The organism is Rhodoferax sp. GW821-FHT07F03 (assembly GCF_059418745.1).
In genome coordinates, this window is record NZ_JBWKQM010000013.1 from 26,509 (window position 1) to 46,304 (window position 19,796).

Below are 19,796 nucleotides of genomic sequence, written 5' to 3' on the forward strand. Positions count from 1 at the left end.
TTTCATCTCGGACGACTGATACTCATGTATCCAAGGAGTCCCCATGTTGATCAAGTCCCGCGCTAACGGTTTCATCCATTCCACCCCCAGCGACATCACGCCGCAGCGCATCTACGAGGGCCGGCGTGACATGGTCAAGCTGATGGCATCTGGCGTCGCCGGTGCCGCTTTGGCCGGTTGGGCCGGGCGTGAGGCGATGGCCCAGGGGGCTGGACAAGGTGGGGGCAAGCTGCCGCCGCTGGTGGGCGCCAAGTCGTCCGTGGCGGGCGCGGTGGTGATGGAGAAGGTCACCGACTACAAAGACGCCAGCAGTTACAACAACTTCTACGAGTTCGGCACCGACAAGGCCGACCCGGCCAAGAACGCCGGCACGCTGCAAACCAAGCCCTGGACGGTCGAGATCGAGGGCATGGTCAAAAAGCCGGCCAAGTACACCCTGGAAGACCTGCTCAAACTCAGCCCCATGGAAGAGCGTATCTACCGTTTGCGCTGTGTGGAGGGGTGGTCCATGGTGATTCCCTGGGTGGGCTATTCGCTCAGTTCGTTGATCAAGGCCGTGGAGCCCCTGGGCAGCGCCAAGTATGTGGAATTCGTCACCCTGGCCGACCCCAAGACCATGCCTTTCGTGGGCTCACGCGTGTTGTCCTGGCCTTATGTGGAAGGTTTGCGCATGGACGAGGCCATGCACCCGTTGGCTCTGCTGACCTTTGGCATGTACGGCGAGGTGCTGCCCAACCAAAGCGGTGCGCCAGTGCGCATGGTCGTGCCATGGAAATACGGCTTCAAGAGCGGCAAGAGCATCGTCAAGATCCGATTCACCGACAAGCAGCCCGCCACCGCATGGAACAAGGCGGCCTCCAACGAATACGGTTTTTATTCCAACGTGAATCCCGATGTGGACCACCCGCGCTGGAGCCAGGCTACCGAGCGGCGCATCGGTGAAGACGGTCTGTTCGCCAAGAAGCGCAAAACGCTGATGTTCAACGGCTACGAGGCCCAGGTCGGCCAGCTGTACGCCGGCATGGACCTGAAGAAGTTTTACTGAGCGGCATAGCCATGAAAAAGTTGCTGTTGCATCCGGCGGCCAAGCCGTTGGTGTTCGTTCTGTGTTTGCTACCGTTTGCCTGGCTGCTCTACGGCGCTTTCACCAACGGCCTGGGTGCGAACCCCGCCGAGTACCTGATCCGCTCCACCGGCGACTGGACGCTGCGTTTCATCTGCATCGTGCTGGCAGTAACTCCCTTGCGCACCATGGCCAATTGGCCCGCCTTGGCCCGGTTTCGGCGCATGCTGGGGCTGTTTGCCTATTTCTACGTCGTGCTCCACCTGCTGAGCTATAGCGGCTTTGATATGGGTTTTGACGTGGGCGACATCGCGCATGACATCGCCAAGCGGCCTTTCATCCTGGTGGGTTTCTTGGCCTTCGTGTTGCTGACGCCGCTGGCTGCCACATCTTTCAACCGCGCCATCAAGGCCATGGGAGCCAAGCGCTGGCAGTTGCTGCACAAGCTGGTTTATCTGATTGCCGGCCTGGGGCTGCTGCACTTTTTCTGGATGCGAGCCGGCAAGCACAACTTTGCCGAAGTGGCGGTCTATGCCGCCATCATCGGGGTATTGCTGGGTTGGCGGGTGCAGCAGTTTATAAAGAAAATCGGACTGCGCCGCACATCCACCCAGCGGGCGTAGCTATTAAATATGTAGCGACTAACCGACGCGCTTTTCCAGGCGCAGCTGGTCTTCAATTGTCTCCCGCGCGCGGATGACGTGGGCTTGGTTGCCGTCCACCAGGATTTCGGCCGCACGGCCTCGGCTGTTGTAGTTGCTGGCCATGCTCATGCAGTAGGCGCCAGCCGACAGCACCGCCAGCACGTCGCCGGGCTGTACTGCCAGATCGCGGTCACGGCCTATCCAGTCGCCGCTTTCACATACCGGGCCGACCACGTCGTAGGTTGTGCTGGCTGCTGTGCGTGGCGTGACCGGCGCTATGTGGTGGTAGGCCTGGTACATCGCCGGGCGGGGCAGGTCGTTCATGGCCGCGTCGATGATGCAGAAGTTTTTCTGCTCGCCGGGCTTGAGGTAGAGCACCTCGGTCAGGCAGACACCGGCATTGCCCACCAGGGAGCGGCCGGGCTCGATCATCAACTGGCGCTGGCCGTAACCACGGGCGTCCAATTTGGCCAGTAGCTTGTGCCACAGCGCGTCGGCTTCGGGTGGCGTGTCGCCCTGGTAGTTGATGCCGAGGCCACCGCCAAAGTCGATGTGGTGCAGGGGGATGCCGGCGGCTTCGATCGCATCCACCAAGTCCAGCACGCGGTCCATGGCGTCCAGGTAGGGCGTTTCTTCGGTGATCTGCGAGCCGATATGGCAGTCAATGCCCTTCACCTCCAGACCGGGCAGGCTGGCGGCGCGCCGGTAGGTGGCGAGGGTGTCTTCGTGTGCAATACCAAACTTGTTGCCTTTGAGGCCGGTGGAGATATAGGGGTGGGTCTTGGGGTCCACGTTCGGGTTCACACGGATGCTGATGGGGGCGCGCAGCCCCTGGGACAGGGCAACCTCGTTCAGCACTTCCAGTTCAGCCGTGCTTTCCACGTTGAAGCAGCCAATACCCGCTTGCAGGGCGTGGCGCATTTCGGCCCGGGTCTTGCCCACACCCGAGAAAATCACCTTGGACGGCACAGCACCTGCGGCCAACACGCGCTCCAGCTCACCTTGGGAGACGATGTCAAAACCGCAGCCCGCTTCGGCAAAGACCTGCAGCACGCCCAGGGATGAGTTGGCCTTCATGGCATAGCAGATCTGCGCGTTGCGCCCTGCAAAGCCGCGCTGGTAGGCGGCCAGTGCATCCAGCATCGCCGCTTTGGAGTACACGTACAAGGGAGTGCCGTGGGTATGCGCCAGCGCCGTCAGCGACTGGCCCTCCACGCAGAGGACGTTGTCTTGGTAGGCAATATGTGGCTGGCCGGGCAGGGGCGTGGAGGTCATAGAATGATCAGGCAAAAAGTTTGTGCCATGTTAGTTGCGCCAGCAGGGCAAAGGCTATGGCAAATACAAGGTGTTTTGGCGGTCAGGCCTGTAGATCTAAGCTTGTCTGGCAAAACACTTTAAGTTGCGGTTTTCAGGGGGCGGATGCTGGTTTTTCCGCCGGTTTAAGGATCTCCGGCGTCAGTGTTTGCGGCAGCGTGGCGCGCTTGGCCGCGGCTGGTTCGGTTGGGTGGTAGAGGTCACCTTTCTGGCCGCAGGCGCCCAGAATCACCATACAGGCGGTAGCAACAACGGGTCTGACTAGAATTTGGCTTAACTTCAACATGGCGAAATTGTATGACCGACCCCGAGTTCATGGACCGCGCAGAAATTTTGCTCCAGGCAGTGGAGGCTAGCTGCGACCGCATCAACGACAGTACCGACGCCGATATCGACAACCAGCGCACCGGCGGCATGGTGACACTGACCTTCCCCAACCGCAGCCAGATCATCATCAATCTGCAAAAACCGCTGCAAGAGGTCTGGATGGCCGCCAAGTCGGGCGGCTATCACTACAAGTTTGATAGCGATCAGTGGAGAGATACCAAAGGCCAGGGCGAATTTTTTGCCAGCCTGTCGCGTGATGCCAGCGTGCAGGCTGGCCTGCCGCTGGTGTTCTCCGCCTGATCAGTTCTTGAACAGATCGAGGATGCGGTTGCGCTCCTCGGCCGCAGGCGGTGCCGGGGGCGCCGTGCCTCCATTGGTAGCGGCTCCCTTGTCGTCCAGGCCCAGGCTGGAGACCCCGCTGGTGCGGTTGTACTCGGTGTAGAACCATTCCCCACCCACGTTGGTCACGCCTTCGGGCGGCACGAGTTCGGCCACAGGCACGCCGCTAAGGGCTTTTTCCATGAAGCTGATCCACACAGGCAAGCTCAGCCCGCCGCCGGTTTCGCGAGCGCCCAGGTTGCGCGGTGTGTCGTAGCCAATCCAGGTGATGGCGGTGAGTGTGGGCTGGTAGCCTGCGAACCAGGCATCGATGGAGTCGTTGGTGGTGCCGGTTTTCCCGTATACGTCGGGGCGCTTCAAGATGCGCTGGGCCGAGGCGGCAGTGCCGCGCAGCGTGACTTCATTGAGCAGGCTGGACATCATGAATGCATTGCGCGGGCTGATGGCGCGCATGGCCTCGTTCAGCCCAGGGGCCTTTGTTTCTACTAGCACTTTGCCGCGTTGGTCAGTGACCTTGGTAATCAGCCAGGGGTTGATACGGTAGCCGCCGTTGGCAAATACCGAATAAGCCGCGGCCATCTGCATGGGCGTGACCGAGCCCGCGCCCAGTGCCATGGTCAGGTAGGCCGGGTGCTTTTCTGCCTCGAAGCCGAAATGTGTGATCCATTCCTGGGCGGTTTGTGTTCCTACTGCCTGCAGGATGCGGATGGACACCATGTTTTTCGACTTGGCCAATGCGGTGCGCAAAGGCATCGGGCCTTCAAACTTGCCGTCGTAGTTCTTGGGTTCCCAGGGCTGGCCGCCAGTCACGCCGGCATCAAAGAACAGCGGTGCATCGTTAACCACCGTGGCAGGCGTGAAGCCTTTTTCCAACGCCGCGGAGTAAATAAAAGGCTTGAAGCTGGAGCCGGGTTGGCGCCAGGCCTGGGTGACGTGGTTGAACTTGTTCTTCTGGAAGTCGAAGCCTCCGACCAGTGCCTTGATGGCTCCGTCGCGTGGGTCCAGGGCCACGAAAGCGCCTTCGACCTCGGGCAGCTGGGTGATTTCCCAGGTGTTCTTCGGTGTCTTGGTGACGCGGATGATGGCTCCGCGACGGATTTTGATATTAGGCGGGGCTTTGTCGGACAGGCCGGATTGGGCCGGCTTGAGCCCATCGCCGGTGATTTCCACTGCGTCACCGTTTTGGCGCACGGCCGTAATTTTCTTTGGGTTTGCGTCCAACACGATGGCCGACATCACGTCGCCGTTATCCGGGTGGTCGGTTAGAGCGTCGTCAATCGCATCGTCCAGCTCGTCGGCCTTGGTAGGCAGGGTGACAAATTTTTCCGGGCCGCGGTAGATCTGCCGCCGTTCGAAGTCCATCAAGCCCTTGCGTAGGGATTTATAGGCCGCATCCTGGTCGTCGGCCTTGAGCGTGGTGTACACATTCAGTCCCCGGGTGTAGGTTTCATCGCCGTATTGGTTGAACATCAGCTGGCGCACTGTTTCGGTCACGTATTCGGCGTGGACGCGGTCATTGCTGGCGCCGGAGCGGACTTTCAGCTCTTCTTTGCGTGCCGCATTGGCCTGTTCCTCGGTGATGAAGCCGTTTTCTTCCATCCGGCTGATGATGTACTGCTGGCGCACCTTGGCGCGGGACGGGTTGGTGATCGGGTTGTAGGCAGAGGGCGCCTTGGGCAGACCTGCCAGCATGGCGGCCTCGGCAATCGAGATATTTTTCAGTGGTTTACCGAAATAGGTTTCTGCTGCTGCCGCAAAGCCATATGCACGGTTGCCCAGGAAAATCTGGTTCATATAGATTTCCAGAATCTGGTCCTTGCTGAAGGCGTGCTCCAGCTTGAAAGTCAGCAGGATTTCGTAGATCTTGCGGGTATAGCTTTTTTCAGCGGTCAGATAGACGTTACGTGCCACCTGCATGGTGATGGTCGAGGCACCCTGGCTTTTTACGTGCCCCAGATTTGCCAATGTGGCTCGCACCATACCTTTGTAATCTACGCCGCCGTGCTGGTAAAAGCGCGCATCTTCGATGGCCAGAACCGCATCTTTCATTATTTGCGGGATTTCTTTGATGGGCGTCAAGGAGCGGCGTTCTTCACCGTATTCGCCCAATAAGATGCCTTCGGACGAGAACACCCGCAAGGGAAGCTTGGGTCGATAGTCGGAAAGATCCGAAATATCGGGCAAATTGGGGTACGCCACTGCAAGCGCAATGCCGATAACCAATGCAATAGCCAGCACGCTTGCCGCAACGGTGCCTACACCCCAGAGCAGCAAGCGTAAAGACCAGACGGCCAGAGTGGAGCGGGACTTGGGAGCGGGAGATGGGGCACTGGACGTGGGTTTTGTGGGCATAACAAACAGAGTGCCAAATAGGGCCGATAGGAATGAAAGCTACGTAAATTGCCCTCATTTTGCCTTTACGCTCGGTATGGCTCACGCAGTAGACTTGGCGCATTGACCGGATACCATGCGGCAGCAGCGGTGTTTTTCAGCCACGAATGGGGTGAGCGTATTGAGAAATATGCTTTGCCGGCCCCAATCTTGCTGATAGCATCCCCAAAATTTGTTAGATTTTGTAGCGTCTTGCTCACTACCAGGAGAAGGATTTGATCTCATTGGGATCGTTATTCAGCCGTAAACCTTTGCCGCTATTGGGTATTGACGTTAGCTCATCCAGTCTGAAGCTGGTCGAGCTCGACCATGATGCTGCCGGGAATTTGGTTTTGAAGCGGTGCGCGATTGAGCCGCTTGAGCGCGGCTGGATCACCGACGGAAATATCGAAAAATTCGACGAAGTAGCGGAAGCTGTGCGTCGGCTAGTGAAGAAAAGCGGTACCCGCACAAAAAATGTAGCCATGGCTTTGCCCCCATCGGCCGTGATAACCAAGCGAATCGTGTTGCCAGGCGGCATGTCGGACATGGAGTTGGAAGTCCAGGTCGAGTCAGAGGCCAACCAATACATACCGTTTTCTCTGGAAGAGGTAAGTCTGGACTTTTGTGTGGTGGGGCCGAGTGCAAGTTCCGCTGGCGATGTGGATGTGTTGATTGCCGCGTCACGCAAAGAAAAAGTTCAGGATCGACAAGGATTGGCGGAAGCCGCAGGCCTGAATCCAGTGGTTCTGGATATTGAGTCGTACTCTTCCCGCTTGGCCACTTCGCGGTTGATTGAGCGCATGCCTAACCAGGGTGTCAATCTCAAGGTGGCGCTGTTTGAGGTCGGAGCTTTGACCACCAGTATGCAGATTATCTGCAACGATGAGGTCTTGTATGAGCGTGACCAGGCGTTTGGTGGTGCTCAGCTGACGCAGCTGATCGTGCGGCAGTATGGATTTTCCCCGGAGGAAGCGGAGTCCAAAAAGCGCAGTGGTGAACTGCCGGAGGACTACGCCAGTGTCGTACTGCAGCCCTTTGTGGATAGCCTGGCCCAGGAAGTAGGCCGGGCGCTGCAGTTCTTCTTTACCAGTACGCCGTATAACTCGGTAGACATGGTGTTTCTGGCTGGGGGCTCTGCCTCCTTGCCTGGCCTTGTCGAGGCGGTGACCCAGGTTTCTTCTTTTGCCTGCACTTTGGTCAATCCATTCGATGGTATGGAAATGGGTAGTGACGTGCGTCTGAACAAGGTGATGCGCGAAGCGCCTTCGTATCTGACCTCTTGTGGTCTGGCCATGCGGAGGTTTCTGCAGTGATTCTTATCAATTTATTGCCGCACCGTGAGGCGGCCAGAAAGCGCAGGCGCGAGACTTTTAACGCCACCTTGGCGCTGTCCGCTGTGTTTGGCGCTTTGCTGATAGGCGTGGGATTCCTCTGGTATGAAAACCAGATATCTGATCAGCAAGAACGCAATGCTTTTTTGACTAAAGAAGTTGCCGTGCTCGATGAGCAGATCAAGGAAATCGCCAATATCGAGGCGGAAATTAAGGCTTTGACAGAACGTCAAAAGGCGGTGGAAGACTTGCAATCGGATAGAAATCTGCCGGTGTACCTGCTGAATGAGTTGGTGAAACAGCTGCCGGATGGCACCTATATCACCAGCCTCAAACAGGAGAATCAAAGTGTCACGATACAAGGAGTGGCGCAATCGAACGAGCGTATCTCCGAGTTATTACGGAACCTGGCAAACAACACCCCTTGGTTGTCTCGCCCCGAGTTGACGGAAATCGTGGCCGGCAGTGTGGCTTTGACGCCACGAGATCAACGGCGCGTTGCTAAATTCAATTTGCGCGTGCGCTTGATGCGATCCAGCGAGGTGCAAAAGGCTGCGGATGGTTCCGGTGCAGCTCCCGCTTCTGCTCCCGCTCGCCCATAGCAAGACTGTCATGGCTAAAAAACTTTCATTCAATATTGACTTTCCTGCGGTACAGGAGAGTGTGCAAAAGCAGTTCCGCAATTTGCACCCTAGTGATCCATCGCAATGGCCAGTCGTTCCTCGTGCGCTATTGTTTTTGGCGGTGATTTTGGCGGTAGTCTTTGCGCTTTGGTTTGCTTGGCTTAACAGTTACGAGGATGACCTCAATGCTGAGCGTGCTAAAGAGGTGGAGCTGCGTGATACGTACCAGAAAAAATTTGCCAAGGCTGTGAACTTGGACGCACTGAAGAAGCAGCGTGAACAGGTGCAGCAATATGTGACGCAGCTAGAAAAGCAATTGCCCAGTAAGGCAGAAATGGCAGCATTGTTGTCAGATATCAATCAGGCTGGTTTGGGGCGTAGTTTGCAGTTTGAAGTTTTTCGCCCCGGGCAAGTGGTCGTCAAAGACTATTACGCCGAGCTTCCTATTGCCGTGAAAGTCACGGGGCACTATCACGATATGGGCTCTTTCGCTTCCGACGTGGCAAATCTTTCGCGCATCGTGACGTTAAATAATCTTTCCATTCAACCTTTGGCTGATGGCAATTTGGCAATGGATGTGACTGCGCGCACTTTCCGCTATCTGGATGCCGATGAAATTGCTGCGCAGAAGCCAGGAGCCAAAAAATGAGGTTCCTTTCGTATGCGTTTGTTGGGTGTTCGATTGCGATGCTGGCGGGGTGTGGCGCATCCGGCGAAGATGAGTTGCGTCAATGGATGAGTGAGCAGCGCAGTACGGTTCATCCACGTGTCACCCCTTTGGTTGAGCCTAAAAAATTCATCCCCCAAGCCTATACTCAAGAAGGCGCTGTCGATCCTTTCAACTTGCAGAAGTTGACTCAGGCACTGAAGCGCGATTCCACCCAAAGTGTGGCCAACACAGCATTGATTGCACCAGAATTGGCCCGGCGCAAGGAGGCGCTTGAGGCCTATCCTGTGGACTCCATGGTCATGGTGGGTAGCTTGCGCAAAGCTGGTCAGCCTGTGGCATTGGTACGTATCGACAACTTGCTGTACCAAGTTCGCGTAGGCAACCACTTAGGTTTGAACTACGGCTTGGTAACCAAGATTGACGAGTCTGAAATGAGTTTGCGGGAAATCGTGCAAGACGCCACGGGTGATTGGGTCGAGCGGCCGGCTAGTTTGGTGCTACAAGAGGGAGCGAAATGAAAAAGCAAAATCTGAAGGGGTGGCACATGCTAGACCGTCTGGTAATCGCGTTGGTGGTGGCTGTGGCCTCGGTTGCTGCCCATGCCCAAACTGCGATCGAATCTGTGACTGGTTCCCTGCAAGGGGGCTCAGAGGTCATTCGTATTGATCTTTCTGCGCCACTGGCAGCCTTGCCATCCGGAGTGTCCATTCAGTCTCCTGCCCGTATTGCATTGGATTTTCCTGGCGTGTCTAACGGCATTGGCCGTTCGTCTATCGATGTCAACCAGGGTAATTTGCGTTCAGTCAATGTGGTTCAAGTGGGCGAGCGTTCGCGCGTGGTGCTCAATCTGAAGCAGGCTACTTCCTACAAGGCAGAGATCAAGGGCAACTCATTGCTGGTAGTGCTTGACCCTGTGGCTTCGGCTCCGGTTATGGCTGCGGCGCCTACTTTTGCGGATAACGGCAGTCGAGATAAGGCTCCGCTAAAGGATATTGATTTCCGCCGCGCGGATGACAATGCTGGGCGTGTGATCGTGTCGTTGCAAAACAGCCAGGTTGGTGTGGATGTACGCCAGCAAGGGCAGAGTTTGGTGGTGGAGTTCTTGAGTTCCACCCTGCCAGAGGGTTTGCGTCGCCGCTTGGATGTTGCTGATTTTGGCACCCCTGTTCAAACCATTACCACAACCCAACAGGGTGATCGTGTGCGCATGGTTATTGAGCCTAAGGGGGCTTGGGATCACAGCGCTTATCAAAGCGATGGTCAGTTTGTGGTCGAGATTCGTCAACAAAAAGTGGACACCACCAAGCTGGTGCAAACGCCGGGGTTCTCGGGTGAGAAGCTGTCGCTGAATTTCCAAAGCATTGAAGTGCGAGCGCTGTTGCAGGTCATAGCCGACTTTACTAACTTCAATGTGGTGACCTCTGACTCTGTGACGGGTTCGGTTACCCTGCGCCTGAAAGATGTGCCTTGGGATCAGGCGTTGCAAATCATCATGGACTCCAAGGGCTTGGGCATGCGCAAGTCGGGCTCTGTCCTGTGGATTGCACCCAAGGACGAAATTGATGCGCGTACCAAGAAGGACTTGGAATCCATTGCGTCGATGCAAGCATTAGAGCCTTTGCAGACCCAGTCGTTCCAAATGAACTATGCCAAGGCTTCTGACATCGTGACGCAGTTGGGTGGCTCAGCGACCGGCGGCTCTGGCTCTGGCGCAGGTCCACGCTTCCTCAGCGTACGAGGTACGGCTATTTCTGAACCACGTACAAATCAGTTATTCGTAACAGATATCCCGAGTCGCTTGGTGGCCGTTCAGGAGCTCATCAAAAAGCTGGATATTGCAGTGCGTCAGGTTTTGATTGAAGCGCGGATTGTCGAGGCCTCGGATACATTCGGTAAATCGCTGGGCGTGAAGCTGGGTTCAACGGCAGGAAGTTCAACAACGTCAGGAACTGCTGCTGGCAGCTATGGACTTTCTGGCAATACCCGCTTTACGGTCGGCACGAGTTACAGCAATGTGACGGCCAGCAATGGTTCAAGCGGGTCAGCCGTGGATACCAGTAGCAATTTTGTGAATCTGGGGGCTGTAGGGCAAGGGGGGTATGACGCAGCGTCTTTTGCGTTGTCCATTTTTAGCAGTGCAGCGAATCGCTTCTTGAACTTGGAGATATCGGCTTTGGAAAACGATGGCAAAGGCAAGCTGGTATCAAGCCCGCGTATCGTGACGGCCGACCAGACCAAGGCCTTGATTGAGCAAGGCACCGAGTTCCCCTATCAGCAGGCAACATCTAGCGGTGCAACATCTGTCGCCTTCCGCAAGGCAAATCTGAAGCTGGAAGTCACTCCGCAGATTACGCCTGAAGGCAACATTATTTTGGACCTGGATATCAACAAGGATAGCCGTGGTGAGACGACTGCGGCCGGTATTGCCATTGACACTAAGCACATCAAAACCCAAGTGCTGGTGGAAAACGGCGGTACGGTGGTAATCGGCGGTATCTTTACTCTGGACGAGTCGGACAGCGTGACCAAGGTGCCGGTGTTGGGTGATATTCCTTATTTGGGCAACCTTTTCAAAACAAAAACCCAGGCAAGTACCAAGAAGGAAATGTTGGTATTTATTACACCTAAGATGATTATTGAGCGCTCGGCGGCACGTTAACAGGTACTGAATTAGAAAGTAGGAAATAGAAGTATGCGTTATCTAAAGTATTGGGTATGGTTGGTGGTAACGGCTATGCTGGCTGCATGCGGAGGGGGGGGCGACGTAGGAACCTCTTCATCAACAACTACGACAACTACAAGTACGCCCACTGTTGCAGTCTCGTTGGTTAATGCTGCAGGTACTACGTTGAGTGCGAACTCGATTAGCAAGAGCAGTACTTACTATGCCAAAGCGGTTGTTGCTAATGCAAATGGTGTAGTTTTGGCAAATCAGTTGGTGACATTCTCAACGGATTACACCGTTGCTACGCTGGCGGGAAATGCCGCTGCGGCCACGGCGTTGACTGATAGCAGTGGCGTAGCTAAGGTTGCAATTAGTCCCCTTACTTTGACAACTACTGGCGCGGCGACTTTGACTGCTTCTGCTACGGTAAGCAGTACCTCTATATCCGGTTCCTTGAACTTTAGTACCGCTTCTTCAAATGTGGTGTTGAGCAGCTTGACGACGTCTCCTTCGACTATTGGTGCGTTGGAGACTTCGGCGGTTACCGTTGTTGGCAGCGTCGACGGTACGGCTGCCTCTGGTGTTGTGGTGACCTTCTCTGCTAGTTGTGGTTCGTTTAGCCCAAGTAGCGCGACCACCAATAGCAGTGGCCTTGCGAGTTCTACCTATCAATCTGTGGCTGGCTGTGCTTCTACGTCAGTGACTTTGACTGCATCGGCTACGGGTGCTACCTCGGTTACTAAGACAATTGCCGTTTCTGCGGTCAAGGCTGCAAATATTGTGTTTACGTCCGCGACGCCTACTACGATGTATGTCTCCAGTGCGGCAAGCGGAAGTAAAACATCTGTCATTAAATTTCAGGTTTTAGACAGTAGTTCGACAGGAATGGCTTCTCAGAGCGTGATTTTTTCCTTGTCGTCTGCGTCTATTGCATCGGGCGTAAAGTTTTCGCTGAGCGGTAGCACTAGCACGGCTGATCAGACGGGAAGCAGTGATAGCAGTGGGTATGCTTCTATTACGGTGGCTGCCGGAACATTGCCGACTACTGTAACCGTGACGGCAACGCTGGCCTCGGATAGCACGGTTTACGCGTCCTCCTTAGGAGTGATTGTTACAACGGGGGCTGCTACGCAGAATGCCGCGTCCTTGAGCGCTACCAAGTTGAGTATTGAAGCCTGGAATACCGATGGAGTGACTTCTTCTTTGACCATGCGTCTTGCTGACCGCTTGGGTAACCCAGTGCCAGATGGAACCTCGGTAAATTTTGTGGCAAGTGCGGGTTTGGTCACTGGTAGCTGTACCACCACATCGTCAGCATGTACGGTTACATATACGAGCCAGGGAACGCGCCCTATCAATGGCCGCGTGTCGATTCTGGCGTATCTTGATGGAGAGGAAAGCTTTGTTGATCTGAATGGTGATAACGTTTGGCAGTCCGGTGAGACTTTTTACGACGTAGGCAAGGCTTACCTTGATATCCGAGAAGATGGGACATGGGTCAGTGGCGAGCAGATAATTGATACAAGTACCAACTCGTCAACCTGTGTAACCCCTACGAATACATATCCGGCGATTGCTGGCACATGCGATGGGACTTGGAGCAGTGCTGTTCGTGTGCGGAAAGAAACCATTATTACGTTGGCTACTTCTGACGCTACGATTCAGGGGGTGGACAGGAGTTCGACTGATGTCAGGGGCTTTACCACAGCAACATTTACAAAGACTGTCAATGGATTCACCGTATGGGTGCATGACACCAATACGTTTGCGCCCTACACGCAGGATAGTACAACTAGCAGCCTTATTACCCGAGGGACTGTCTTTGGTCAGCCAGGTCTATATAACGCGATGCCTACAGGTTCAACTGTGACTGCCGCTATTACATCCAGTGGTGCGACTTGTACGGTAACTGCAGTTAGTCCCAACGTAGTAACAAACTCACCGAATGGTGACTTGCATGATATTGTTTTGAGTGGTGATTCTGACTGCACGACGGTTTCGGTAAAGGTCACCGTTAAAACGCCCGCTCTTGTTTCTACCACTGTGAGCTTTTGATTAGTCTCGTAGGCCTCCCCGGCTCCGGTAAATCCACCGTCGGGCGTCAACTCGCCCGACGGCTGCAAGTCCCCTTCACCGACTCAGACCACGTCATCGAGCAGCGCATAGGCTGCTCTATCCGTGAGTTCTTTGAACGTGAGGGGGAAGCGCGTTTCCGCGATGTGGAAGAGGCTGTATTGGATGAGCTGACGCTGCAGCCGCATGGCGTGCTGGCGACTGGTGGTGGCGCAACCTTGCGGCCGGCCAATCGCCTGCATTTGCAGGAGCGTTGCCAGGTGGTCTACCTACGTTCCACGCCTGAAGAAGTATTTCGCCGCGTGCGCAATGACGTGAATCGCCCTTTGCTGCAGGTGAACGATCCTTTGACCCGTTTGCGTGATCTGTTTGCGGTGCGCGACCCCTTGTACCGGGAGACGGCGCATTTCGTGATTGAAACCGGTCGACCCTCGGTCGCCAGTCTCGTGAACATGATCGTGATGCAGTTGGAGCTGGGTACGCCGCGTCCTCCAACTGAGTGAGTTGTACCGCAGGCAGGCCCGGCGTTCCGCCTTAAACTGTGCGGCTATGCATGCCATTTCCGCTACTTCAGCCATCACCCCCCAAACCGTTTCCATCAGCCTGGGTGACCGCAGCTATCCCATCGTGATCGGCACCCAGTTGCTGGACAACCCTGCTACCTGGGCGGATCTGCCGCGCGCTGCTGCGGCCTTGATCGTGACGAATACCACAGTGGGTCCGTTGTACGCCCAGCGGTTGCAGGTCGCACTGCAAGGGCGTTACGCGGCTATCCATACCGTGGTGCTGCCCGATGGCGAGGCTTACAAGACCTGGGAAACCCTGAATCTGATTTTCGACGCCCTGCTGGGCCACGGCTGTGACCGCAAGACGGTGCTGTTCGCTCTGGGTGGCGGTGTGGTGGGGGATATGACCGGATTTGCAGCCGCCAGCTATATGCGCGGAGTGCCTTTTGTGCAAGTGCCCACTACGCTGTTGGCGCAGGTGGACTCTTCGGTGGGCGGTAAAACGGCCATTAACCATCCGCTGGGCAAGAACATGGTGGGCGCCTTCTACCAGCCCTGCAAAGTGGTGTGCGATCTGGATACCTTGGCCACCTTGCCTGCGCGTGAGCTAAGCGCCGGCTTGGCTGAGGTCATCAAATACGGCCCCATTGCCGACATGGCGCTGCTGGATTGGCTGGAGGCGAATATAGATGCTTTGCGCGCAGGCGATCCAACCGTTCTGGCTTACGCCGTCAAGCGCAGCTGTGAGATCAAGGCCCATGTGGTGGGCCAGGATGAGCGCGAGTCCGGTCTGCGGGCGATTCTGAATTTTGGCCACACCTTTGGTCACGCTATCGAGGCGGGCATGGGCTACGGCGCCTGGCTGCACGGCGAGGGCGTGGGTAGCGGCATGGTGATGGCTGCGCATTTGTCTCAGCGCCTGGGTGGCGTGGACATGCTGTTTGTTGAGCGGCTGACCCGCCTGGTGCAGCAGGCGGGTTTGCCCACGCGCGGCGCCGTGCTGGATGCTGCCGACAACGCGGGCCGCTACCTGCAGCTGATGCGGGTGGACAAAAAGTCCGAGGCCGGTGAAATCAAGTTTGTACTCATACAGCCGCCAGGTAAAGCTGTGATGCGCGGTGCACCCGATGCGCTGGTGCGTGAAGTGGTGGACTTCTGCTGCACCTAGGAGTCTGTTTGCTATTTAATTGGTAGCTGCTTGCGCAGGAAATATAAGCGCTGGCGGCCTGTTGGATTGGAAAGATGCAATTAGCCCCTTACGCCTGCAACCCGGCCCTTACGCGGGGCCGTCGCTTCCCGGAAGTAGCGGCACCCACGCGCACCGAATACCAGCGCGACCGCGACCGCATCGTCCACTCCACAGCCTTCCGGCGTCTGGTTTACAAAACCCAGGTGTTTTTGAACCACGAAGGTGACCTGTTCCGCACCCGTCTGACCCACTCCATCGAGGTGGCGCAACTGGGCCGTTCCATCGCCCGGGCGCTGGCGCTGAACGAAGACCTGGTGGAGGCGATTGCTCTGGCGCACGACCTGGGCCATACCCCGTTTGGCCATGCGGGCCAGGATGCGTTGAACGCCTGTATGGCCGACTACGGCGGTTTTGAGCACAACTTGCAAAGCTTGCGCGTGGTCGATGCACTGGAAGAGCGCTACCCCCAGTTCGACGGCTTGAACCTCACTTTTGAGACCCGTGAAGGTATTTTGAAGCACTGCTCCCGCACCAATGCTGAAAAGCTGGAGGCCTTGGCGTCCGCGCACCCCGACGGACGTGGGGACGTGGGCCAGCGCTTTCTGGCGCATACCCAGCCCAGTCTGGAGGCGCAGCTGTGCAATCTGGCGGACGAAATCGCCTACAACGCACACGACATTGATGACGGCGTGCGTTCTGGCCTGATCACGCTGGAGCAACTGCAAGAGGTGCCGCTGGTAGCCCATTTTCATGACCAAACCTTGGCGGAATATCCACAGCTGCCGGCCCGCCGCCTGTTGTACGAGTCCATCCGCCGCATGCTCAGCGCCCAGGTGTATGACGTGATTGCTGCTACCCAAGTCGCTGTGCAGGCGGCGGCTCCCGTCGATGCGGATGCCGCGCGGCTGTGCCCACCTCTGTTGTCGTTCAGCCCGCAGATGCGTGTCCAATCGTTGGAACTGAAGCGCTTTTTGATGAAAAACCTGTACCGCCACCCCCAGGTGGTGGACACCATGGCATTGGCCAAGACCATGGTGCGCCAGCTGTTTGAAGCCTATCTGGCGGCTCCACAGGAGATGCCGGCGCGCTTTACCACGCGCCAGGCCGAAGCTGTGCCGCGCAATGTGGCCGACTACATCGCCGGCATGACGGACCGCTACGCCGCCCGCGAGCACGAACGCCTGACGGGCCAGAAATTGTGGGGATGATGACCCCATGCCTATGTGATTTGGAGCCGCGATGAGTTTTCTGAACCAACTCAAAAACCAGGCCCATGCGTTGCGCGATCAGCACAGTGCGCAGCAGCACACGGCCGAGACCCGTGTGGCCCAGACCGAGGCAGCCTGCAAGACGATTGCCAGCTACTTGGTGGACTTGGCCCAGCAGCTGAATGTGATCACGCCCCCCGCGCCGGCGTTCTCGCTTGACGGCAAGACCCCCTGGCCCGCCATGCGCCTGGTGGATTTCCGATGCGATGTACGCCAGAAGCGGCTGCGTGGTGTCGATGTGGTGGATTACATCGGCATGGGCTGGCGTGTGGTGCCGCTGGAGGGGCCGCCGGTAAAGGGGGCTGTCAGCGTCAACTTTCCACCCGATCTGGAGCGTGTCGAGTCCCGCTTGACCTTGGGCCGGCTGAAGCACGACCGGCAAGAGATACGCCACCCCGAGTCGCGCAAACTTTTGTCCATTCGTTTTGAATATATGACCGAGCTGATGGGTAGTGTGCGCATCACGCCTGACCATGACCAGGCCCTGCTGGCATTCCGCATCAGCAACGCTAATGGCTTTGATGTATTGAACGCCGAGCGGCCCGCCGCAAACATCAATCAGGGCCTGATGGACGAGCTGGCGCGCCTGCTGCTGGCCCAGCCGAACCGGTTTCTATGACTACAGCCATGGTCCCCAGCGACGCCACCGTGGTGGATGACATGCGCCGCTGGCTGGAGCGCGCCGTGATTGGCCTGAACCTGTGCCCCTTTGCCAAGGCAGTGCATACCAAGGGGCAGATCCACTATGCCGTCAGTTCGGCGCAGGATGCCGAGGCTTTGCGCGAGCAACTGATTGAAGAGCTTAATGGGCTGCTGGCGCAGGAGCCGTCTGCACGAGATACTACTCTTTTGATAGCGCCGAGGGTGCTGCACGACTTTCTGGACTTCAATGCTTTCCTGGGCGAGGCCGACCGCGTGCTACGCCGCATGGGACTCGAAGGGATAGTACAGATCGCCAGCTTCCACCCTGACTTCCAGTTTGGCGGAACCGAGCCTGGCGACATCACCAACTGCACCAACCGCGCTCCTTACCCCTGCCTGCATTTGCTGCGCGAGGCTAGCATCGACCGTGCCGTAGCTGCCTTCCCCGAGGCCGAAGCCATCTTCGAGCGCAATATGGAAACTCTTGAAGCATTGGGGCAAGCCGGCTGGGATGCGCTTGGCGTGGGAAAATCCCCGCATGAAGACCCCCAAAAATAGGCCGGCGGCTGAACCCAAAGTCCCGGCGCTGCCGCCTGAAATCGATCCTGCCCAGTCCGTGGAGCTGCTCAAAGAGCTGCACATCCTTACCCGCGACGGCAAACTCAACCAGGACTCGCGCCGCAAACTCAAGCAGGTCTACCACCTGTTCCAGTTCATCGAAAAGCTGCTGAAAGAGATGCCAGCGGGCGAGGGCGGCTTGACCCTGGCCGACCACGGGGCGGGCAAGTCTTACCTGGGTTTTATCGTCTACGACCTGTTCTTTAAGGCGCAGGGGGCAGGCCATATCTACGGCATAGAAACACGTGCCGAGCTGGTCGCGAAGTCGCAGGAGTTGGCGGCGCGCCTGGGCTTCGGCCGCATGTCGTTTTTGAACCTGAGTGTTGCCGAATCCACCGACTCAGACCTGCTGCCATCGCGCATCGATGTGGTCACCGCGCTGCATGCTTGCGACACGGCGACGGATGATGCCATCGCCTTCGGCCTGCAAAAAAAGGCGAAGGCCATGGTGCTGGTGCCCTGCTGTCAGGCCGAGGTGGCCGCCTGCCTGCGCCAGAACAAGGCCTTGAACGGCACCAAAACTCCGCTGGCGGAGTTGTGGCGCCACCCGTTGCACACCAGAGAACTGGGCAGCCAGATCACCAATGTGTTGCGCTGCCTGTACCTGGAGGCCTGGGGCTACCAGGTTACCGTGACCGAGCTGGTGGGCTGGGAGCACAGCATGAAGAACGAGCTCATCATCGCCAAATATACCGGCCAGAAAAAGCGTGCCGCTGCCGAGCGCTTGGCGAGTCTGCTGGCCGAGTTTGGCTTGGCTGGCCTGGCGGACACACGTTTCAAGCTGCCCGAAGCCAGTGCCAGCGTTTAGCTTCTAGCCACGCGCCCAGAAACCACCGTGCAGTTGCCAGCCGTGGCCGGTCTGCACCCAGCGGTGAGGCGTCCAGGTATAGCCTGGGCGGTGAGCCTCCCAATGACCGGGGTGCCACACATGGCGGCCGCCCTCCCAAATCCACACGCCTGACAGCCAGAAGTAGCCAGGAGCAGGTGCTACGCCAATCACCTCGGTCTGGGGTGGTGGAGGCGCTACTTCGGTGTACACCACCGGGCCGGCGGGCTGTGCCGGCGTGGTGTAGACGATCTGTTGCCTGGGTGGCGCCACTACGCAGCCAGACAGCGCCACTGCGCCCAATAAACCCACCAGAACCGGAGCCGCTAGTCGAATACGCATTGTGTGTTTCTCCACGGCAAGCCACATGTTGCCGACCCTTCTATAACAATTGATGGCCGTCAGGCATCTACAACCTTTGCCGTAATCTTTTGTAAAGAAAAATGGGGGTCAGATTCCAATTACCATCGGCGTAACTTGGTTCCAACTTTCCTTCCCCGTATGGCCCGCCTTCCCCGACTGACCTTGCCCGGTGTTCCTCACCACGTGATCCAGCGCGGCAACAACCGCCAGGCCATCTTTGCGGACGCTGCGGACTACGACTTCTTTATGGACCTGTTGGCCGAGAACGCCAAGCGTTTTGAAGTGCAGGTGCATGCCTACGTCCTGATGGGCAACCATTTCCATTTGCTGGCCACGCCGGAAACAGAGCAGGGCTTGCCCCAGATGATGCAGGCGGTAGGGCGGCGCTATGTGCGTTACTTCAATGATAGGCAGGGCCGCAGCGGCACGCTGTGGGAAGGGCGCTACCGGTCCACGCTGGTCCAGACCGAGCGCTATCTGTTGGCCTGCATGGTCTATATCGACCTGAATCCCGTGCGTGCTGGCCTGGTACAGGACCCGCGCGACTATCCGTGGTCCAGCTACGGCCATGCGATCGGCCTGCGTGCTGACAAGCTGGTGACGCCCCACCCCTTGTGGTGGAACTTGGGCAACACGCCTTTTGCCCGCGAAGCGGCCTACGCCAATTTGGTGCAGGTTGGCATTACAGCGGCCCAGCAGCGCGAATTGACTGAATCAGCGCTTCGGGGATGGGCGTTGGGGGATGTTGATTTTGTTGCAAATTTACAAAAGAGAACCGATCGCAGGCTGACCCAGTCAGCCGCTGGCCGTCCAGTGTCGCGAAAAAATGGAGCATGAAAAATGCTTCCTGCGCTTATTCAATGTACATTATTTGCTATGTATTTTGATGTGTCCCTAAATATTTGTTGATGAATTTACTTAGAATTTAATTGGAATCTGACCCCAATTGTTGCGCTTGGCAT

20 protein-coding genes are annotated in these 19,796 nt (G+C 57.1%); 16 read left to right on the forward strand and 4 right to left on the reverse strand.

Annotation, left to right across the window (positions count from 1 at the left end):
* The first annotated feature begins 43 nt into the window (after window positions 1-43).
* Window positions 44-1,045: a protein-methionine-sulfoxide reductase catalytic subunit MsrP gene (gene msrP / locus AC07R0_RS19885; RefSeq protein WP_495106131.1), complete on the forward strand. Its 1,002-nt coding sequence runs from the start codon at window positions 44-46 to the stop codon at window positions 1,043-1,045.
* A gap of 11 nt (window positions 1,046-1,056) precedes the next feature.
* Window positions 1,057-1,686, forward strand: coding sequence for a protein-methionine-sulfoxide reductase heme-binding subunit MsrQ (gene msrQ, locus AC07R0_RS19890; protein ID WP_495075154.1), 630 nt, complete (start codon window positions 1,057-1,059; stop codon window positions 1,684-1,686).
* An 18-nt stretch (window positions 1,687-1,704) separates the two neighbouring features.
* Here msrQ and lysA read toward each other — a convergent pair whose 3' ends face one another.
* Both lysA and lptM read right to left on the reverse strand, forming a co-directional pair.
* Window positions 1,705-2,982 (reverse strand): diaminopimelate decarboxylase, encoded by a 1,278-nt coding sequence (gene lysA, locus AC07R0_RS19895; protein ID WP_495106132.1) that lies wholly within the window; start codon window positions 2,980-2,982, stop codon window positions 1,705-1,707.
* Between the two features lie 133 nt (window positions 2,983-3,115).
* Window positions 3,116-3,307: an LPS translocon maturation chaperone LptM gene (gene lptM, locus AC07R0_RS19900; protein WP_495075156.1), complete on the reverse strand. Its 192-nt coding sequence runs from the start codon at window positions 3,305-3,307 to the stop codon at window positions 3,116-3,118.
* 11 nt (window positions 3,308-3,318) lie between these two features.
* Between lptM and cyaY the strand changes: the two genes are divergently transcribed.
* On the forward strand, window positions 3,319-3,648 hold the full coding sequence (gene cyaY, locus AC07R0_RS19905; protein ID WP_495075157.1) for an iron donor protein CyaY: 330 nt from the start codon (window positions 3,319-3,321) through the stop codon (window positions 3,646-3,648).
* Here cyaY and AC07R0_RS19910 read toward each other — a convergent pair whose 3' ends face one another.
* Complete coding sequence (locus AC07R0_RS19910; RefSeq protein WP_495106133.1) at window positions 3,649-6,039, reverse strand: penicillin-binding protein 1A; 2,391 nt, start codon at window positions 6,037-6,039, stop codon at window positions 3,649-3,651.
* Between the two features lie 254 nt (window positions 6,040-6,293).
* Between AC07R0_RS19910 and AC07R0_RS19915 the strand changes: the two genes are divergently transcribed.
* The 12 genes from AC07R0_RS19915 to AC07R0_RS19970 all read left to right on the forward strand — a co-directional run bounded on the left by AC07R0_RS19915 (window position 6,294) and on the right by AC07R0_RS19970 (window position 18,453).
* Entirely contained in the window at window positions 6,294-7,373 is a 1,080-nt protein-coding gene (locus tag AC07R0_RS19915; RefSeq protein WP_495075159.1) for a pilus assembly protein PilM, read from the forward strand.
* Window positions 7,370-7,993 carry a PilN domain-containing protein gene (locus AC07R0_RS19920; RefSeq protein WP_495075160.1) on the forward strand — a complete coding sequence of 208 codons (624 nt, stop codon included), beginning with the start codon at window positions 7,370-7,372 and terminating at the stop codon, window positions 7,991-7,993. The genes AC07R0_RS19915 and AC07R0_RS19920 overlap by 4 nt, the downstream gene beginning before the upstream one ends.
* Before the next feature lie 10 nt (window positions 7,994-8,003).
* Window positions 8,004-8,663: a type IV pilus inner membrane component PilO gene (locus AC07R0_RS19925; RefSeq protein ID WP_495075161.1), complete on the forward strand. Its 660-nt coding sequence runs from the start codon at window positions 8,004-8,006 to the stop codon at window positions 8,661-8,663.
* Complete coding sequence (locus AC07R0_RS19930) at window positions 8,660-9,202, forward strand: pilus assembly protein PilP (protein ID WP_495075162.1); 543 nt, start codon at window positions 8,660-8,662, stop codon at window positions 9,200-9,202. Before AC07R0_RS19925 ends, AC07R0_RS19930 begins: the two co-directional genes overlap by 4 nt.
* Window positions 9,199-11,343: a type IV pilus secretin PilQ gene (locus AC07R0_RS19935; RefSeq protein ID WP_495106134.1), complete on the forward strand. Its 2,145-nt coding sequence runs from the start codon at window positions 9,199-9,201 to the stop codon at window positions 11,341-11,343. The genes AC07R0_RS19930 and AC07R0_RS19935 overlap by 4 nt, the downstream gene beginning before the upstream one ends.
* Before the next feature lie 33 nt (window positions 11,344-11,376).
* Window positions 11,377-13,404, forward strand: a complete 2,028-nt coding sequence (locus AC07R0_RS19940) for a hypothetical protein (protein ID WP_495106135.1) — start codon at window positions 11,377-11,379, stop codon at window positions 13,402-13,404.
* Window positions 13,401-13,925 carry a shikimate kinase gene (locus tag AC07R0_RS19945; RefSeq protein ID WP_495075165.1) on the forward strand — a complete coding sequence of 175 codons (525 nt, stop codon included), beginning with the start codon at window positions 13,401-13,403 and terminating at the stop codon, window positions 13,923-13,925. Before AC07R0_RS19940 ends, AC07R0_RS19945 begins: the two co-directional genes overlap by 4 nt.
* Before the next feature lie 46 nt (window positions 13,926-13,971).
* Window positions 13,972-15,096, forward strand: a complete 1,125-nt coding sequence (aroB, locus tag AC07R0_RS19950; RefSeq protein ID WP_495106136.1) for a 3-dehydroquinate synthase — start codon at window positions 13,972-13,974, stop codon at window positions 15,094-15,096.
* 74 nt (window positions 15,097-15,170) lie between these two features.
* Window positions 15,171-16,325, forward strand: coding sequence for a deoxyguanosinetriphosphate triphosphohydrolase (locus AC07R0_RS19955; protein ID WP_495106137.1), 1,155 nt, complete (start codon window positions 15,171-15,173; stop codon window positions 16,323-16,325).
* A gap of 31 nt (window positions 16,326-16,356) precedes the next feature.
* Complete coding sequence (locus AC07R0_RS19960) at window positions 16,357-17,004, forward strand: hypothetical protein (protein WP_495106138.1); 648 nt, start codon at window positions 16,357-16,359, stop codon at window positions 17,002-17,004.
* Window positions 17,001-17,585 carry a DUF1415 domain-containing protein gene (locus AC07R0_RS19965; protein ID WP_495106139.1) on the forward strand — a complete coding sequence of 195 codons (585 nt, stop codon included), beginning with the start codon at window positions 17,001-17,003 and terminating at the stop codon, window positions 17,583-17,585. The genes AC07R0_RS19960 and AC07R0_RS19965 overlap by 4 nt, the downstream gene beginning before the upstream one ends.
* Complete coding sequence (locus AC07R0_RS19970) at window positions 17,566-18,453, forward strand: class I SAM-dependent methyltransferase (RefSeq protein WP_495106140.1); 888 nt, start codon at window positions 17,566-17,568, stop codon at window positions 18,451-18,453. The genes AC07R0_RS19965 and AC07R0_RS19970 overlap by 20 nt, the downstream gene beginning before the upstream one ends.
* Before the next feature lie 3 nt (window positions 18,454-18,456).
* Here the strand turns inward: AC07R0_RS19970 and AC07R0_RS19975 are convergent, their stop codons facing one another.
* Window positions 18,457-18,813 carry a hypothetical protein gene (locus AC07R0_RS19975; RefSeq protein WP_495106141.1) on the reverse strand — a complete coding sequence of 119 codons (357 nt, stop codon included), beginning with the start codon at window positions 18,811-18,813 and terminating at the stop codon, window positions 18,457-18,459.
* 159 nt (window positions 18,814-18,972) lie between these two features.
* Between AC07R0_RS19975 and AC07R0_RS19980 the strand changes: the two genes are divergently transcribed.
* Window positions 18,973-19,671 carry an REP-associated tyrosine transposase gene (locus AC07R0_RS19980; RefSeq protein ID WP_495106142.1) on the forward strand — a complete coding sequence of 233 codons (699 nt, stop codon included), beginning with the start codon at window positions 18,973-18,975 and terminating at the stop codon, window positions 19,669-19,671.
* The last annotated feature ends 125 nt before the right edge of the window (window positions 19,672-19,796 follow it).

Coding starts and splice junctions, on each gene's coding strand:
- AC07R0_RS19940 (WP_495106135.1), top strand. CDS start 11,377: ATGCGTTATCTAAAGTATTGGGTATGGTTGGTGGTAACGGCTATGCTG.
- AC07R0_RS19925 (WP_495075161.1), top strand. CDS start 8,004: ATGGCTAAAAAACTTTCATTCAATATTGACTTTCCTGCGGTACAGGAG.
- AC07R0_RS19960 (WP_495106138.1), top strand. CDS start 16,357: ATGAGTTTTCTGAACCAACTCAAAAACCAGGCCCATGCGTTGCGCGAT.
- AC07R0_RS19955 (WP_495106137.1), top strand. CDS start 15,171: ATGCAATTAGCCCCTTACGCCTGCAACCCGGCCCTTACGCGGGGCCGT.
- AC07R0_RS19980 (WP_495106142.1), top strand. CDS start 18,973: ATGGCCCGCCTTCCCCGACTGACCTTGCCCGGTGTTCCTCACCACGTG.
- AC07R0_RS19975 (WP_495106141.1), bottom strand. CDS start 18,813: ATGCGTATTCGACTAGCGGCTCCGGTTCTGGTGGGTTTATTGGGCGCA.
- lysA (WP_495106132.1), bottom strand. CDS start 2,982: ATGACCTCCACGCCCCTGCCCGGCCAGCCACATATTGCCTACCAAGAC.
- AC07R0_RS19910 (WP_495106133.1), bottom strand. CDS start 6,039: ATGCCCACAAAACCCACGTCCAGTGCCCCATCTCCCGCTCCCAAGTCC.
- AC07R0_RS19935 (WP_495106134.1), top strand. CDS start 9,199: ATGAAAAAGCAAAATCTGAAGGGGTGGCACATGCTAGACCGTCTGGTA.
- aroB (WP_495106136.1), top strand. CDS start 13,972: ATGCATGCCATTTCCGCTACTTCAGCCATCACCCCCCAAACCGTTTCC.
- msrQ (WP_495075154.1), top strand. CDS start 1,057: ATGAAAAAGTTGCTGTTGCATCCGGCGGCCAAGCCGTTGGTGTTCGTT.
- AC07R0_RS19965 (WP_495106139.1), top strand. CDS start 17,001: ATGACTACAGCCATGGTCCCCAGCGACGCCACCGTGGTGGATGACATG.
- msrP (WP_495106131.1), top strand. CDS start 44: ATGTTGATCAAGTCCCGCGCTAACGGTTTCATCCATTCCACCCCCAGC.
- lptM (WP_495075156.1), bottom strand. CDS start 3,307: ATGTTGAAGTTAAGCCAAATTCTAGTCAGACCCGTTGTTGCTACCGCC.
- cyaY (WP_495075157.1), top strand. CDS start 3,319: ATGACCGACCCCGAGTTCATGGACCGCGCAGAAATTTTGCTCCAGGCA.
- AC07R0_RS19970 (WP_495106140.1), top strand. CDS start 17,566: ATGAAGACCCCCAAAAATAGGCCGGCGGCTGAACCCAAAGTCCCGGCG.
- AC07R0_RS19930 (WP_495075162.1), top strand. CDS start 8,660: ATGAGGTTCCTTTCGTATGCGTTTGTTGGGTGTTCGATTGCGATGCTG.